Annotated in this window: 3 protein-coding genes; all 3 read left to right on the top strand. The window is 63.3% G+C overall.

Annotated features, from left to right (window positions below; all coding sequences use genetic code 11):
• The first annotated feature begins 61 nt into the window (after positions 1 to 61).
• Positions 62 to 16756 (top strand): non-ribosomal peptide synthetase, encoded by a 16695-nt coding sequence (locus P0M12_RS17085; RefSeq protein WP_277376603.1) that lies wholly within the window; start codon positions 62 to 64, stop codon positions 16754 to 16756.
• Positions 16757 to 16906: 150 nt separating this feature from the next.
• Positions 16907 to 18253 (top strand): SidA/IucD/PvdA family monooxygenase, encoded by a 1347-nt coding sequence (locus P0M12_RS17090; RefSeq protein WP_125050332.1) that lies wholly within the window; start codon positions 16907 to 16909, stop codon positions 18251 to 18253.
• Complete coding sequence (locus P0M12_RS17095) at positions 18250 to 18498, top strand: MbtH family protein (RefSeq protein ID WP_003945538.1); 249 nt, start codon at positions 18250 to 18252, stop codon at positions 18496 to 18498. Before P0M12_RS17090 ends, P0M12_RS17095 begins: the two co-directional genes overlap by 4 nt.
• Positions 18499 to 18559: the final 61 nt, after the last annotated feature.

Here is an 18559-nt window from a genome sequence, read left to right on the forward strand (position 1 = left end):
CCCTAAACTTGCGAGGGTGTTCGTCGTTCGATGAGCATGAACGACGATGATCGGATTCTTGATGTCTGACCACTCTCAGGTAGCTCACCCGGCGGTATCGGGCGGTGCCGATCTGGACGCAGCGCTCCCGGCGACGGCCGCTCAGCGTGAGGTGTGGGTTGCTCAGAACGTGGATCCGAGCAGTCCGGTCTACAACATCGGACTTGTCGTCGAGGTCGACGGCACGATCGACGTCGAGCGCGCGGCAGCGTCGATCGAGGCCAGCGTCGGACGCGTCGAAGCGCTGTTCGTGCACTTCGAGGTCGATGCCGACAACCAGCTGATCCAGGTGCCGATTCCGGATGCGCGCTGGGACGTGGAAATTCTCGACCTTCGGGCCGAGGCGGATCCCGATTCGACTGCGCAGTCGTGGATGGACACCGACATGGCTCGGGTCTTCGGTCCGGACGATCTGCTGTTCCGCCAGGTGCTTCTGCTGACCGCTGACGACCGAGTCATCTGGTATCAGCGCTATCACCACAGCGTGATCGATGGGTACGGCATCTCGCTCATCGTCGCCGACGTCGCCGAGCGATACGACGATCCGAATCTCGGGACTGCCGCGCCGCAGTGGTCACTCGACGCCGTGGTTGCAGCCGATCTGGATTACCGGAACTCTCCGCGATTCCAGACCGACCGTCAGTACTGGGTCGAACGCGTTGAATCGGGACCGGAAGCGACGCGTATTCTGCATGGGCAGGTGGATGATTCGCTGCCGCCGATCTCGGCGATACTCACGCTCGACGCTGATCGCGCGGCACAGCTCTACCGCTATGCGGCCGACGCCGGGATTCGACGAACTCGCCTGCCCATGGCCGCGCTGATCGCGTACATCGCACGAACCACGGGACAGCACGACGTTGTCGTCTCGGTACCGATGGCCGCTCGGGTGGGGCGGGACATGCGTCGCACTCCTTCGATGGCGTCGACGATTTTGCCGCTGAGTATTCGGGTAGAACGCTCGGAAAGCATCGGCCAGTTGGCAACTCGTCTCGACACCGCCCTGGTCTCGATTCTCAAGCACGGGCGGTACCGAGGTGAGGATCTTGCTCGCGACATTCGGGCGATCGATCCCGACCGTCAGGTCTTCGGCCCCGGCATCAACTCGATGATGTTCGAACACACACTCACCTTCGGCGGATGCCCGGTGCGCGTGCGTAATTCGGTAACCGGTCGAGTCAGTGACCTGGATCTGAGTGTGCGCGGTGGTCAGGACGGGGAGCCGATCGAGATCGACGTCCGCGCCCCGGCCGGATTCGACAGGGAGTTGGCCGATCACACCGCGAGAATCGAACAGTTCCTCGATCGATTCGTAGCCGAGCCGCAGCTTCCGATCTCGGCACTCGACCCCATGTCGCTCGCGGAGAGAGAACTCGTGCTCCACGGGTGGAACGACACCGCAGAGCCGCAGCCAATCACGACGGTGCCGGATTTGTTGCGCAGCAGCTTCTCTGCCGATCGGGGCGCTGTCGCCGTGGTCGACGGCGACGTCCGGCTGACCTACGGCGAACTCGAAAGTCGGGTATCACAGCTCGCCGCGCACTTGATCTCTCGCGGTGTCGCGACCGAAACCGTTGTGGCGATCGGGCTTCCGAGATCCGCCGAGATGGTGGTGGGGTTGTTGGCCGTCATGTGTGCCGGTGGTGCCTTCGTTCCGCTGGATCCGTCATGGCCTGCCGAACGCCGCGAATCGGTACTTGCCGACGCGGGCGCCACACTGGTGCTCACCTCGGACGGTGTAGACGACTCCGTTCCGGTCGATCTCTCCGCGTGGGCGTACGAGGACGGGCCCTCGGACCTGTCCGAGACAATGACCTCCGACATTCGTATTCACGGTGCCCAACTCGCATACGTCATCTTCACGTCCGGTTCGACCGGACGTCCGAAGGGCGCCATGATCCGCCACGAGGCAATCTGCGCAAGGTTGCTGTGGCAGCGGGAGCGGATTCTCGGGTTCGGGTCCGGCGATGCCTCCTTGTTCAAAGCCCCACTCTCGTTCGACATCTCGATCAACGAGATCCTGCTCCCGCTCGTCTCCGGCGGTCGATTGGTGATCGCGAAGCCCGAGGGGGAACGCGACCCGCAATACCTGCTCGACCTGATCGCCGGAGAATCGGTCACTTTCGTCTACCTGGTCTCGTCCATGCTCGACATACTGCTGGACCTGGCGAACGAGACCGATCAGCTCGATTCGTTGAAGCACGTGTGGTGCGGCGGTGAGGTTCTCACGCCTGAACTCTTCGACCGGTTCCGTGCCCAACTGTCCACGACGCTGTATCACGGCTACGGGCCGGCAGAAGCGACCATCGGTGTCTCCCATGTGATCTACCGAGAGGACGCGGAACGAATCGCGACCTCCATCGGGCGGCCGAACCCCAACACTCGCCTGTACGTGTTGGACGGCGACCTGCAGCCGGTTCCGATCGGCACCGGCGGCGAACTCTACGCCGCGGGCTTCCTGCTGGGACGCGGATACGTCGGCGCGTCGGCGCTGACCGCATCTCGCTTTGTCGCGGATCCCTTCGTCTCAGGTGATCTGGCCGGATCCCGGATGTACCGCACCGGTGACTTGGCCCGATGGACCGACGACGGCACCCTCGACTTCCTCGGACGCACGGACAATCAGGTGAAGATCCGTGGCATGCGCCTGGAACTCGAGGATGTCGAAGCCGCCGTGATTTCGCACCCCGCAGTGCGTCACGTGGCAGTTCTGGTGCGCCAAGCACCAACCGGTGCAAAGTATCTCGCCGCCTACGTGAGCGCAGCGTCGGGGACGAACCTCGCGATCGACTCACGTGAGCTTCGCGAGTGGGCTGCGAGCAAGCTGCCCGACTACATGGTCCCGACCACCGTCACCGTCCTCGACAAGTTTCCGCTCACGGCAAACGGCAAACTCGACCGTCGCGCGCTACCCGAGCCCGATCTCGCCGAACTGAGTGCACATGTCGCTGCGAGAAACGAAGTCGAACAACAGTTCTGCACGTTGATCGCGTCGGCAGTCGGCCTCGATTCGGTCGGCGTTACCGACGACTTCTTTGCACTGGGCGGCGACAGCATCGTCGCGATCTCACTCGTGACCGCGGCTCGTGCTGCCGGTTTGTCGATCAGTCCTCGCGAGGTGTTCCAACTGCGCACCGCCGAGGCTATGGCGCGTGCCCAGTCCTCCCGAGTGGCTGAGATCGTCGACCACGCGGACCAACCGATCGGCCACGTAGCCACGACGCCGATTGCCGCCAGGGTTCTCGGAGTGTCGGACGCAGTACGAACCTTCCACCAGCGAGCGCTGATTCAGACCCCGTCAGCTTTGACCTCCGAGCACGCCGAGTCGGCGCTCGACGCCCTGGTGGCGCGCCACGATGCACTTCGTGGGACGTTGACTTCCGAAGGAACGCTGCTTGTTCCGGAGACAAACGAAGCGGCTGTGGTCTTCGAGACCCGTGCACTACCGGCACCGCTCGAAGAATGCGGACCGTTGATCGTCGCCGAGACCGAGCGAGCTGTCGGCCGTCTGAATCCAGCCGACGGCACGATGGTCAGCGCTGTTCTGTTCCGCCCTGTGACCGGTCCCGGACGGCTGTTGCTGGTCATCCACCACGCGGTGGTCGACGGCGTCTCGTGGCGCATCATCCTCGAGGACCTCGCGCGCGCCGGCATCGCAGCGATGAATGGCGACGAACCCGCACTCGCTCCGGTCGGCACGTCGGTGCGAAGGTACGCCGAACTCGTCTCGGAGGCGGTCGGAGCCGGGCGACTGGACTCGGAAATCGAGTTCTGGGACTCGGTGACGTCCGCACAACGGGCATCTCTCGGCCGTCGGCCACTCGACCCGGCAGTTGACCTCGCGCGCACCGCTGCGGCGCGGTCGATCACCCTACCTCCAGAACTTGCAGATCAGCTGTTGGGCAGTGTCCCACGGGCGTTCGGAGCCGATGTGAGCGAAGTGCTGGTCACCGCACTTGCCGTGGCGCTGACCCGTTGGAGCGGTGCCGGATCGGTGACGATCGACCTGGAGGGGCACGGACGCGACGAGGACATCGTTCGCGGTGACGGCGCTGCGCACGTCGACCTGACTCGTACCGTCGGATGGTTCACCACAGTGTTCCCGGTGGCGCTCGAGATCGGTACAGCCGCTCCGGATCTCGACGCGAGCGGCGAGTTGGCGGGGGTTCTCAAGAGCGTCAAGGAGCAACTTCGACGGGTCCCGAACGCCGGCTTCGGGTACGGAGCATTGCGATACCTCGGCGGCTCGGATCAGTTGCGTAGTTTCGCAGCGCCGGAGGTGGTGCTCAACTATCTGGGACGCACTGCCGCAGCGGAGGGGGACTGGTTCCCGGTGTCGATGGACGGTGCTGCCGATCCGTCCATGCCGATGGGTCACGCGTTGTCTGTCGACGTCGTAGCCGAGGACGCCGCCGGTGGACCACGCCTGCGAGCCACCCTGACCTGGGCGTCGAACATCTTCCTGCGTAGCGATATCGACAAGTTTGCGCGGTTGTGGCTGGACTCGCTCGAGGCCGTGTCCGGGCTCGCAGCCTTCGGCGGAGCCACACCCTCGGACTACCCTCTGGTGGCGCTCGCTCAGGCAGACGTGGACGGGTTACCGAAGGCTGAAGAGATTCTCCCACTCACTCCGCTGCAGGAAGGGATCTACTTCCATTCGGCGTTTGCCGATCCGGGGGCCGATCAGTATGTCGTGCAACAGGTTGTGGAACTGACCGGAGCCGTGGACAGTGCGGCGTTGCGCCGCGCGCTGCAATCCGTCGTCGATCGGCATGAGGCGCTGCGCACCGCATTCTCGGTCCTGGGTGACGGCCGGGTCGTGCAGGTGGTGCACCCGAGCGCTGTCGTGGAGATGGCGGTAGTCGAGGTGGCCGGCGCCGATGTCGATGAACTGCTTTCCGCCGACCGCGCGCGCGGGTTCGACCTGGCGCAACCGCCGCTCGTCCGTTACACGCTTGTCCGTGCCTCTTCTGAGAAGTACCTTCTGCTGCAGTCGATTCACCATGCGGTCGCAGACGGATGGTCGGTTCCGGTGATGCTGCGAGAGCTGATGGCGTCGTACAGCGTTGGCGACTCCGGCGTGGTGCTCCCGACTCCGGCGCCGTACCGCAGCTATCTCGAATGGTTGGCCCGCCACGATCACGAGGCCTCGGCAGCGGTGTGGAGGGAAGCGCTGAACTCTCCCGGGCCCGCGGTCGAACTTCCCGCGCCGAGCGCGGGCAGCAGCGGAGTCTGTGCCACCCGAGTCGAGCTGTCCGACAGTGATACTCGCGCACTGGCGATCAACGGACGCTCCCATGGCCTGACGCTGAGCACGCTCGTGCACGGCGCCTGGGGGCTGGTGCTCGGCCGAATGACCGGCCGAACAGACGTGCTGTTCGGATCGGCCGTATCGGGACGTGGTGGAGACCTGCCCGGCATCGAGTCCATGGTGGGCTTGTTCATCAACACCGTGCCGGCTCGGTTGCGGTTCGATCCGGCAGAGACAGCCGCGCAAGCACTTTCTCGTTGGCAGAGGGAACAATCGGAACTACTCGACCATCAGTACCTGGGGCTACCGGAACTGCGGCGGACCGGCGGACTGGAGCAGAACTTCGAATCACTGGTCGTGTTCGAGAACTATCCACTCGGTGACACGGCAATCGCTGATCCGACGAACTCGGTGCGACTGACGGGAATTCGATTCGACGAGCGACCGGCCTACCCGTTGACCCTGATCGTCGTCCCCGGCGATCGATTGGCGTTGGAGCTCAAGTACGACGCTGCTCAGGTGGACGGCGACGCCGCTGCGTCGCTGGCCGAAACTCTCGCAGTCGTACTCACCGAGCTCTCGCGCGATCTCGATCAGGTCATCGGCCGGATCGCGCTGGCACCCGCACAGCCGGGGAGCGTCGGCACGGCCTTGGATCGGCCGCGCGCAACGCTGACCGAGCTGCTGAAGGATCAAGCCGGGCGTACGCCCGAAGCCACCGCAGTGATCTTCCGTGAAGAGTCGTTGACCTACGCCGAACTTCACTCTCGCGCTGATCGTTTTGCGCATCTGCTGCGCGAACGTGGCGTCGGACGCGAATCGTTGGTAGCGGTTGCCTTGCCTCGCTCTCCTGATCTGATGGTCGCGATACTCGGCATCGGAAAGGCCGGGGGAGCATACGTTCCCCTCGACACCGGCTACCCGGCGGAGCGGCTGACGTACATGCTGGGTGACGCCGATCCTGTGTGCGTCGTGGTGTCGGAAGACTCTTCACTCGATTCGGGTTCGGTTCCGCGGGTTACGGTATCGGAGTCGGCGCAGTTCCCCGCCGATCCGCTGAGTGTCCCAGGATCGCCCGCGGATGCCGCGTACATGATCTACACTTCGGGTTCGACCGGTCGCCCCAAAGGCGTTGTGGTCAACCACGAGGGTGTGGTCAACCGATTGCTCTGGGCACAGCAGATACGTCCGATGGACGTCTCCGACCGGATGCTGCAGAAGACCCCGTCGAGCTTCGACGTCTCCGTTCCCGAATTCTTCTGGCCGTTCCTGGTGGGGGCAACTCTCGTGATGGCCGAGCCGGACGGGCACAAGGACCCTGGCTATCTGGCCGACGTCATCGTCGAACATTCCGTGACCCGAGTGCATTTTGTTCCGTCGATGCTCGACGTGTTTCTCGCGGAGCCGAAAGCAGCACTGTGCTCCTCGCTCGAGATCGTCAACTGCAGCGGTGAGGCACTGCCCGTTCACGTTGCACGCAAGGTCGCCGAGATCCTGCCGAATACTCTGGTGGACAACCTCTACGGCCCCACCGAGGCCGCCGTCGACGTCAGTTGGCAACCGTCGGTGCAGGAAACTCCGGCAGACGCCGTCAGCGTCCCGATCGGCGCACCTGCCGCCAACACCGGCCTGTTGGTTCTCGATCCCTACCTGCAGAACGTCCCGGCCGGTGCCACCGGTGAGCTCTATCTGGCAGGGCCACAACTGGCGCGTGGTTACCACGGACGTGGGGGATTGACCTCCGAACGATTCGTGGCGAATCCGTACAGCGACGGCGGCTCGCGGATGTACCGGACCGGTGACATCGTGCGGTGGAATGCCGACGGCGTTCTCGAGTACCTCGGCCGTGCCGACGAGCAGGTGAAGGTTCGTGGATTCCGAATCGAACTCGGCGAAATCGAAGCGCAATTGGCGCTGTGCCCCGGAGTCACGGCAAGTGCCGTGATCGTCCGAACCGACGGTCCGAGCAACCGCGCACAGGTGGTCGCCTACCTGGTCGGAGATGCTGATGATGTTGCGGTTCGAGCTCAGTTGTTGTCAGTGCTACCGGAGTTCATGGTGCCAAGTGCCTTCGTGCGGCTCGAGTCGCTGCCGCTGAGCCCGAGTGGCAAGCTCGACCGAAAAGCACTACCTGCACCGGATTTTGCGGCACAGGTGGGCGACTTGACGGGAGTGGTTTCCTCGGGCGTTGCAGACCTCCTCGCCGGGCATTTCGCGACGGTTCTCGGACTGCCCCGTGTCGGGGTGCGCGACGATTTCTTCACTCTCGGCGGCGACAGTATCCTGGCGATCCGACTGGTCAACCTGGCTCGTCGTGATTCGGTAGTGCTGACCCCGCGTCAGATCTTCGAATTGCGCACTCCCGCTGCGATCGCTGCAGCGGTGGGTGATGTCGCCACCTCGGATGCCACCGTCACGGCCGACATCGGCGTGGGTGAGCTGGTTCCGCTGCCGGTGGTTCACCGCTTGTCCGAATGGACGGGTGGTACCGACCGCTTCAACCAGGCAGTTCTGATCCACTCTCCGGCAACATCTCTCGGTTCGATCACCGGCGCATTGCAGGCCGTGCTCGATCACCACGACGGACTTCGCCAAACCTTGATCCGACATGACCGCGGGATGTGGTCGGCGCGGATCGAGGAACCCGGTAGTGTCCGGGCAGCGAACCTGGTCGAACGCGTTGATGCTCGGGGACTGGATGACTCCGAGTTGCGAAGACTCGTCACTGAGCACTCTGAAACTGCGACCAGTCGATTGGATCCGTCTGCAGGGCGGATGGTCTCGGTGGTCTGGTTCGATTGCGGCGCTGAGAGTCTGGGCCGACTCGCGATAGTCGCGCACCACCTGGTCGTGGACGGGGTTTCCTGGGGAACCCTGCTCGAGGATCTCGCGATGGCCTGGGTGGCAGTCGAAGCCGGAGAGCCCGCCGCACTGGATGCCGTCGGAACTTCGCTGCGTACCTTCTCCCGTACGGTGGCCGAACACGCATACAGTGCTCATCGATTCGCCGAACTCGATCACTGGCTGACCGTGACCGCTCCGGGCGCGCAGTTGATCCCCGACGCCGCGGGCGATGCCGTCGTATCCGGAGGCTCGAGGCGCACGGTCACGGTGGACGGAGCAATCTCCGAGGCAGCACTTGGATCGGTTGCGGCAATGGTGGGTGCCGAGGGAACGGATGTTCTGTTGGCAGCGCTGACGATGTCCGTCGATCGCTGGCGCCGCTCCACCGGCCGCAGTGAGCACGAATTGCTGGTCGATCTGGAAAGGCACGGCCGGGAGGAGTTGGTGGCGGGCATCGATCTGTCGCGAACAGTCGGCTGGTTCACCACGATTGCCCCGATGCGACTGCACGGCGGAATCGACCCGGTGGACACGCTACGCGAGGTGAAGGAGAGCCTGCGGGCGGCTCCGGACGGCGGTATCGGCTACGGGATGCTGCGATACGTGAATGCCCGCACGGCATCGACATTGGCGGGGCGCTCCGAATCTCAGATCCTGTTCAACTATCTCGGACGAACGACGACAGCTGGATCGACAGCATGGTCCTTGGCAGCGGAATCCGAAGCCTTGTCCACCGATCCCGACGCAGACATGGGAGGCCCGTACCGACTGATCGTGAATGTCGTCAGCGTGGATTCGGGGCTCCGCGCCGAGTTTGCCTGGGCAAGTGAAGATTTGTCCGAGGAGGACGCGCAGTCACTCTCCGACGGCTGGGTTTCGGCCCTCGGCGATCTGGCGGCTGCGGCCGCGCGTCACGCCGGGCCTCCCATTCTGACCCCGTCCGATGTGACGTTGCTCGACCTGAGTCAGACCGAGATCGACGCGATAGCCGATGCGAGTCCGGCAGGTGTCAGCAGCATCCTCCCACTCTCACCGTTGCAGGAAGGCCTGTACTTCCAAGCCGGCTACGCGGGCAGCAGCGACAGCAGCAGTGGTGGGGACATCTACACGGCACAGTTCTCGATGGACTTCGGGCACACCCTCGATGTCGACAGGTTGGCTGCGGCCGCCCGGACACTTCAACGACGAAATCCCACGTTGCGAGCGGGTTTCGTGAGCGAAGGGCTGAACGAGCCGGTGCAGTTCTTCAGCGCTGGACTCGATGTTCCGGTCGTCGTCCACGATCTCCGTGAACTCGACGACTCGGTTGCTCGTGAGCGTGCCGAGGCCGTCGCCGCCCAAGACCGAGTGACGCCATTCGACCTGACCGCGCCGCCGCTGTGGCGTATGAGTGTGCTGCATCTGCCCGGCGGCCAGGATCGTCTGGTGATCAACAGGCAGTTCCTGCTGTGGGACGGCTGGTCCAACGGCCTTGTCGTCAGTCAGCTTCTGGCGCTTTACGATACCGGCGGCGACGACAGCGCATTCGGCGAACCCGAGGGGTCGTTCGAGACATACCTCGCCTGGTTGGCCGATCGCGACGGTGCAGCCGCCGACGAGGGGTGGCGCGGAGCGCTCGCAGGACTCGAGGAGCCGACGCTTGTTGCCGAGCCTGCGCCCGGCGTCGAAGTTCAGCTTCCGGATCGCCGCGATGCGGTTCTGTCGGAAACGCTTTCGCGTGCGTTGCGTGAGCGCGCTGCCGCGTCCGGCGTCACGTTCAACACGGTACTGAATGCAGCGCTGGCCCTCGTGCTGGCGTCGGCCACCGGTCGACAGGACGTCGTCTTCGGCTCCACGGTTGCCGGACGGCCGCCGGAGGTACCGGGAATCGACACCGTGGTGGGCATGTTCCTCAACACCGTTCCCGTTCGGCTGCAACTGGATCCGAACGAGAGCGTCGAGGAACTTCTTCGTCGGACACAGACGGATCGACTTTCGCTGATGCCGTTCGACTACCTCGGTTTGGCATCGATCCAGCGTGTTTCCGAGCATCGTCAACTCTTCGACGTGCTGATGGTCCTGCAGAACTTCGTGGACGAGAAGCAAGTCCACGCGCTCAACGCCGCTCACGACGTGAGTGGAAGCGACAGTATCGATCACACGCACTATCCGCTGACCGTCGTGGTCACACCGGGTGCCACCGTCAACGTCAAGTTCGAGTTCCATCCGCGTCTGGTGACCGCGCGCCGGGCCGAGGACCTACTGGGTCACTTCGTCGACCTGCTGCAGAGTTGGTCGCAGGACATGACGGGATCGGTTGTTGCGTCTCCGGTTCCCGCAGTAGCGCAGCAGACGCAGATCCGGGAGTTGCCGGAGCGCACCATTGCCGACCTGTTCGAAGAAGTCGCGTCGGCGCAACCGAACGACACGGCACTCGTGTTCGGGAAGCGCCGGATGACCTACGCCGATCTCGACGGCGAGATCAACCGGATGGCGCGGTTGCTGATCAATTGCGGCGCCGGCCCGGAAAAGATTGTCGCTCTTGGCCTACCACGTTCGGTGGACATGGTCGTCGCGCTCTTCGCGGTATTGCGCACGGGTGCTGCCTACCTACCCCTCGAACTCGACCATCCGGCCGAACGGTTGGCCGTGATGATCGACGACGCGGATCCTGTCGTGTTGCTGACAACCGTTTCGGCCTCACCGAGGTTCGAAGGTGCCGACGTCCGCACTATCGTGATCGACGAACCCGATACAGCAGCAAGGAGACTGACGATCTCGGCGCGGGCACTCTCCGCGTCGGAACTCGGAGCATTCGCTCCGGGGGCACCGCATCGACTCGACCACCCCGCGTACGTCATCTACACCTCCGGTTCGACCGGCAAGCCCAAGGGCGTGGTCACCGGTTACCGCGGCTTGACGAACATGCAGTTCAACCACCGCGAGGCGATTTTCGAACCAGTGATCGCCGCGGCGGGCCGGCGCCTGCGGATCGCGCACACCGTGTCCTTTGCCTTCGACATGTCGTGGGAGGAACTTCTGTGGCTCGTGGAAGGCCACGAGGTGCACATTTGCGACGAGGATCTGCGTCGTGATGCCGAGGCACTCGTTGGATACTGCGACGCACTGGACATCGACGTCGTCAACGTGACACCGACCTACGCGACGCACCTGATCGACAGCGGGCTTCTCGACGACGGTGTGGGACACCACCGCCCGCCGTTGGTCCTGCTCGGCGGTGAAGCCGTTCCGGATTCGGTGTGGAACAGGCTGCGCGACACCGAGGGAACCGTGGGGTACAACCTCTACGGTCCGACGGAATACACGATCAACACGCTCGGTGGCGGAACGTTCGACAGTGACACCCCGACCGTCGGCAAACCGATCTGGAACACCGCCGCGCATATTCTCGACGGCTGGCTGCGTCCGGTCCCCGATGGAGTTGCCGGCGAACTGTACATTGCCGGAGCCGGTTTGGCTCGCGGCTACCTCGGACGCTTCGCGCTCACGTCCGAGCGCTTCGTCGCAGATCCGGCTGGGACCGGAGGACGTATGTACCGCACCGGGGATCTCGTGCGGCGACGCGGTGACGGCAACCTGGACTTCCTCGGCCGCACCGACGATCAGGTGAAGATCAGAGGTCACCGCATCGAGCCGAGCGAAATCGTCTCCGTTCTCGAATCCGACGAACATGTGCGGCAAGCGGCAGTGGTGGTCGACGTCGGGGCAGGTGGAGTCAAGAGGCTCGTCGGCTACGTGACACCCGTGCGACTCGGCGCCGGGCACGACTACCGCGCGCAGGCGCGAGTTCTCCTACCCGACTACATGGTTCCGGCCGTGGTGATCGAGGTGGAGACACTACCGATGACCGTCAACGGCAAGCTCGACGTCAAGGCACTGCCCACCGCCGATTCGGTGCTGGGGGAGCGGAGTGGGGAGTCGATCGCACCGCGTAACCACACGGAAGAGGTCCTCTGCGACCTCTTCTCCGACGTACTCGATGTGGACGATATCGGGGTCGACGACAACTTCTTCGACCTCGGTGGGCACTCGCTTCTGGCCACCAAGCTGATCAGTCGAGCTCGGATCGCCATTCCGAACAGTCTGACCATGCGTGATCTCTTCGAAGCGCCGACGGTGGCGGAACTCGCGGAACGTATTGCGGCCGAGCAGGGATCGACGCGACCGGTACTGGTAGCGAAGCCGCGGCCGGACCACCTTCCTCTTTCTGCCGCTCAACAGCGATTGTGGCTGATCGGACAGATGGAGGAGAACTCCGCGGCCTACAATTTCCCGATCGTGCTCCGTTTGGACGGCGCACTGGACGCGGACGTCTTCGCCGCGGCGCTCGGCGACGTCGTGGAACGACACGAATCCCTGCGTACGGTGTTCCGGTTGGTGGACGGATCGCCGGAGCAGATAATTCTCGAATCGGCGACGATTCCGGTCGAGACAGTTCATCGAGACGAATCCGGTGTCGCCGGTGAAATTGCCGTGGCAGTGGGTCGTCCGTTCGACCTGTCTGACGAGATTCCGATCCGCGCACGTCTGATCCGGGTGGACGGTGCCGAGGTGGACGGTGCCGTAGTGGTCGTGATCGTCCTGCATCACATCACGACGGACGAATGGTCCGATCGGCCATTCCTGCGCGATCTGATGTCTGCATACTCCTCTCGGATCCAGGGCGAAGATCCAATTTTCGAACCGCTTCCGGTTCAGTACGCGGATTACACTCTGTGGCAACGGGAATTGTTGGGCAGCCCCGACGATCCGTCGAGCATCCTGAGCACGCAGTTGGACTTCTGGGCGAAGAGTTTGGACGGAGCCCCCGAAGAACTGCTGCTTCCCGCCGACCGGAGTCGACCGGCCAGACCGAGTTTCTCCGGTGGTGCAGTGGTGACACGGTTGGGCGTGGAGACAACTGCTGCACTGCGAGATCTGGCGCGCGAGAGCCGGAGTTCGATGTTCATGGTTCTGCACGCGGCGTCGGCGGCGTTGCTGACTGCGCTCGGAGCGGGTGAGGACCTTCCCCTCGGCGCTCCCGTCGCCGGACGTAGTGAGCATGGACTCGACGAACTGGTCGGCTTCTTCGTCAATACGATTGTGCTGCGCACGGATACGTCGGGTAACCCGACGTTCCGGGAGTTGGTGGATCGCGTTCGTGAGGGAGATCTCGAGGCCTTCGCCAACGCTGACGTTCCCTTTGAAACGGTGGTGGAGCGCCTCAATCCGTCGCGTACTTTGGCACGTAATCCGCTGTTCCAGGTCATGGTCGGCTATCACAGCCGGGAGGAGATGGGAGGGGATCCGTTCGAACTCGAGGAGTACACAGCCAAGTTCGATCTGGTGTTCAACTTCACCGAGTACCTCGGCGACGAAGGCTGCATCGACGTCCGGCTCGAGTACGGCAGCGACCTCTTCGATCGCGAAACAGCACAGCGAATTTCGAACCGATTGGAATCGGTGATCGCGGCAGTCGTGGAATCGGCCGACATCGAGATCGGCGACATCGACATCTTCTTGCCAGGCGAACTCGAGCAAGTTGTCACCTCGTTCAACGACACCGCCGTCGACGTGCCGGAAGAGACGTTCTACGACGCTTTCGCGCGTGGAGTCGTTGCTACGCCCGAGGCTGTTGCGGTGCGCGACGAGGCGGGGCAGGCCACGTACCGCGAACTCTCCGAGCAGTGTGATCGGATCGCCGGCGTGCTGTATCGCCGCGGAGTGTCGGTCGAAGACGTGGTGGGGCTTGCCGTCCCGCGCTCGGTGGAAATGGTCGCGTCGGTCCTCGCCGTGCTCAAGCTGGGGGCCGCGTATCTACCCCTGGATTTGAGCCACCCGAGCGAACGCATCACGTACATGCTCACCGATTCCCGCGCCTCGGTACTTCTGTCCACTGCGGAGGAAAGCTCGCGGATCGAGGATGTGGTCGGCGTCGAGCGAATCCTCCTGGACGATCCGCTGATCCGTGCGGAACTGGACGAGGCAGTGATCGTCGAAACTCCCCGGCCACCAGTTGGCGTCAGCCACGCTGCCTATGTCATCTACACCTCGGGATCGACCGGCAAGCCGAAGGGAGCCGTCCTCTCCCACGACGGTATTCCGAGTCTTGTTGCCACAGCTGAGGTTCGGATGCGACTGGTACCGGGTTCGGTGGTGATGCAGTTCGCTTCGGTCGGCTTCGACGTCGCGGTATTCGAGCTGGCGATGGCACTGTGCACGAGCAGCACCCTGGTGATCGTGCCGCAGAATGCACGAGTTGCCGGTCCGGCGCTGACCGATTTCATGACGAGCAATCGTGTCACCCACGCGATCATCCCTCCCTCGTTGCTGGCCGCTCTGCCGGCAGGATGTGAAGTGCCGCAGGGCTGCACCGTGTTGGTCGGAACCGAGACGGTGCCACCGGAGCTGATCGGGCGATGGGCGGAGCGGCTGAATTTGCTTGCCGCGTACGGACTCACCGAAGCCACGGTGAACAACACACTGTGGCAGGCGGAACCCGGTTGGAACGGTCCCGTGCCCATCGGAATCCCTGACCCCAACGAACAGGCGTACGTGCTCGACGATCAACTCCGTCCGGTTCCGCCGGGAGTATCCGGGGAGCTGTACATCGCGGGACGCGGCCTGGCGAGAGGCTATCTGGGCCGATTCGATCTGACGGCACAGAGATTCATCGCCGATCCCTTCACCGCGGGCGATCGCATGTATCGCACCGGGGACCGCGCGCGGTGGCGCTCTGACGGGAACATCGACTTCCTCGGCCGCGTCGACGATCAGGTCAAGATCCGCGGTTTCCGAATCGAGTTGGGCGAAATCATCGGAGCTCTCAGTGCCCATCCTTCGGTGAAGCAGGCAACGGTCGTCGCGGATCGGCAGGGCGAAATCACGCGCCTGGTCGGTTACGTGTCACCGGAACCCGGTGTCGTCGTCGACACGACGGCAGTGCGGAACCTCGCGGCACTGTCGTTGCCCGACTACATGGTTCCGACCATGGTTGTCGCCCTTGACGGTCCGCTGCCGTTGACGCCCAACGGAAAGCTCGACCGCAAGTCGTTGCCCACTCCGGACTGGTCGGAGCTGGCGGGTGATGTTGCTCCTCGCACGGCAGTGGAGTCCACGGTTGCGGCTGCGTTCGCGGAAATCCTGCAACTCCCGAGTGTCGGAGTCCACGACAGTTTCTTCGAACTCGGCGGCCATTCGATGGCTTCGATGAAACTGGTCGGTCGCATTCGTGAAGCGTTCGGCGTGGACGTCAGTATTCGAGACGTATTCGACGCGCCGAGTGTTGCGGAGTTGGCGGCCGTCGTCGCGCGTTCGGAAGGTGGGCGTCCGATCCTGGCGCCGGCGGTGAAACGTCCCGAGACGATGGGTCTGTCTGCGCCGCAACGTCGTCAATGGGAGTTGTTCCGCGCGTCCGGCGCGCAACCGCAAGCAAGCCACGCTCTGGCGCTGACCCTGAAATCGAAGATCGATCCGGAGATTCTCGGGCACGCCTTGGACGATGTGACTTCGCGGCACGAACCCCTGCGGACCACCTTCGTCGAGGTCGACGGCGTCGTCGTGGCAAGAGAATCGGTGCGTCCGACTGTCGATGTGGTCGATGTCGGCGCCGGCGATGTGGGTCGAGTGGTGTTCGAACTGGCTCAACTTCCGATGGATCTGCGTGAGCAATCACCGTTGCGGGTTCATCTGGTGCTCGGTGAAGACGGCTCTAGGACACTGCTTCTCGTCATGCACTACATCGCCGTCGACGAGTGGTCCGTAGTGCCGCTGCTGGGAGATCTGGTCTCTGCTTATGCAGCCCGGTCGCAGGGAGATCAACCGGTTTGGGACGAGCTTGCATTGACGTACGCCGATTACACCGTGTGGTCGGAGGAGCTGTTGGGAGACCCCCGAGACGTCGACAGCCGTGCGTCGAAGCAACTTGCATATTGGCGGGATGCGCTCGACGGAATACCGACCAGTGTGAATCTTCCGTTGCCGGAAGGTGACTCGGAGCCTCGAGGTGACGTGATCGCCGTCGACATCGACGCGGGTCTGCACGCCGGAATCGACGCGCTGGCTGCGCGCACCGGCACGAGCATGTTCATGGTCCTGCAGGCCGCACTGGCCAGCGTTCTCACGAAGGCCGGCGCGGGTACTGATCTCCCCATCGGTTCATTGGTTGCGGGCAGGTCGGATCCCCGTCTCGAACCGATGATCGGATCGTTCTTCAATGTTGTTCTCCTGCGCACGGATACGTCCGGTAGTCCGACGTTTGCAGAATTGCTGGCTCGCATCCGGGAAAACAATCTGGAAGCGCTGAGCAATCAGGACGTCTCATATGTGTATGTCGAGCAGGCGCTGGGTAATCCGGCGTCCATGAGGCCTCAGGTGATGGTGATCCATCATCAACAGGCCGATTTGGACGGGCTCGGCGACTTCGGTTCTCTCGTACCGATTCCGGTGGGAGTGCCCGATGCGGATGTGACGTTGAGTTTTTACGAGCCGGTGGGCGATGGGCCTGTCTTTGCAACTCTCGGGTTCCGTGCCGACCGCGTCGATGCGGGTGCAGTCCGCGTATGGGCAGGTCAGTTGGTCGACGTGATCGAGGCTGCAGTTGCCGCCGAAGGGGATGACGCGAGCGAGGGGGCGAAACTATGACATACGTCGCATCGCTCCGTGGGGTCGACCGCTATACGGGGGCTCACAGTGTTGATACCCTCACCTCATTAAGGGTAGCCTTTGCTACTTACTTCGGGACATCGATTGGCGGCCGTACCAGGTCGTTCCGTCGGGGATGGACTACCTGTAATGAGTGAATCACCAAGAGACTCCAGCGCCGAACCTGCCATTGTCGACATCGTCGGCGTCGGGTTCGGTCCGGCCAACCTCGCGTTGGCCATTGCTGTCGAAGAACACAATGCAAATTGTGCGGCCGTTGATCGGGTGAACGCGCGGTTCTTCGAAAAGCAGTCTCAGTTCGCGTGGCATCCCGGGATGCTGCTCGACGGTGCCACCATGCAGATCGCGTTTCCGAAGGACCTGGTGACGTTCCGGAATCCACGGAGCGGATACAGCTTCTTCTCGTATCTGTTCGAGCAGGGTCGACTGGTCGACTTCGTCAACCACCAGACCTTCTTCCCCACGCGCCACGAATTCAACGACTACCTGTGCTGGGCAGCTCGACGAGTCGACGCGGACGTGCAGTTCGGTACAACCGTCGACGGGGTCGAGGGCATCAAGAACTCCGACGGCGTTGTCGATCGCTTTGCGGTTCGCACCGCCGACGGTGGAACGGTGATCGCGCGCAACATCGTTGTCGGAGCCGGACTGAAAGAGCGGATCCCGGAGTGGGCGACGCCTTCGTCGCGGTGCTTCCACAATCACCAGTTCCTCTTCCATCTCGAAGCAATGCCGGAGCCCGTACACAACCGGTTCGTCGTTCTCGGCGCCGGCCAGAGTGCCGCGGAGATCGTGGACTACCTGCACGCGAACTACCCGAACGCCGAAGTTCACAGTGTTTTTGCCCGCTACGGCTACAGCCCGGCAGACGACAGCCCGTACGCGAACCGCATCTTCGATCCCGAAGCCGTCGATCAGCTGCACGGTGCAGACGCCGCGGAACGACGCCGACTGCTCGATCTGCACCGCAGTACCAATTACTCGGTCGTCGACATCGAACTGATCAACAAGCTGTATGCCACCGAATATCAGGAGATGGTTCGTGGGCCGCGGCGACTGTTCATGCGTCGGGCCTCGGAGATCACGAGTGCCGTGGAGACCGAATCCGGCATCGAACTGGCTGTCCGTAGCAATCTCGACGGCTTGACCGACACGCTGGCGTGCGACGCACTCATTCTGGCCACGGGTTTCACCCCGGCACCTCTGGACGATTTGTTGGGTGAACTCGTGCCGGATTCGTCCGTTCCGCGTAACGTCAGTCGGGATTATCGACTGGCTGTAACGGAGGACGTGACAGGCGGTATCTATCTGCAGGGTGGGACAGAACAGACTCACGGATTGACGTCGTCGCTGCTGTCGAACGTGGCAGTGCGGGCGGGGGAGATTCTGGCGTCGGTGCTGAGCCACCAGAACCGAACTGGTGCGCTTGCTAGTCTGGGCGCACAAGACACGTACGTAACGAGTGAGGCGAGATGAGCACTAACCCTTTCGATGACGAAGACGGCCGCTTCTACGTGCTGGTGAACGACGAGGACCAGCACTCGCTGTGGCCCACGTTTTCCGAGGTCCCCGCCGGCTGGCGAGTGGTGTTCGGTGAAGACAGCCGCAAGGCGTGCCTCGAATACGTCGAGGCCAACTGGACCGACATGCGTCCGAAGAGCCTGCGTGAGGCCATGGAAGCCGATCAGGCTGCCGGTGGAAAGCACGCAGTCGAGAGCTGATTCTCTCACCGCTCGGAACCCCCGAGTGAACAGAAAAGAGCTGGGCACCGTCAGGTGCCCA

The organism is Rhodococcus sp. RCBS9, assembly GCF_029457415.1.
In the GTDB taxonomy this organism is placed as follows: Bacteria; Actinomycetota; Actinomycetes; order Mycobacteriales; family Mycobacteriaceae; genus Rhodococcus_F; species Rhodococcus_F qingshengii.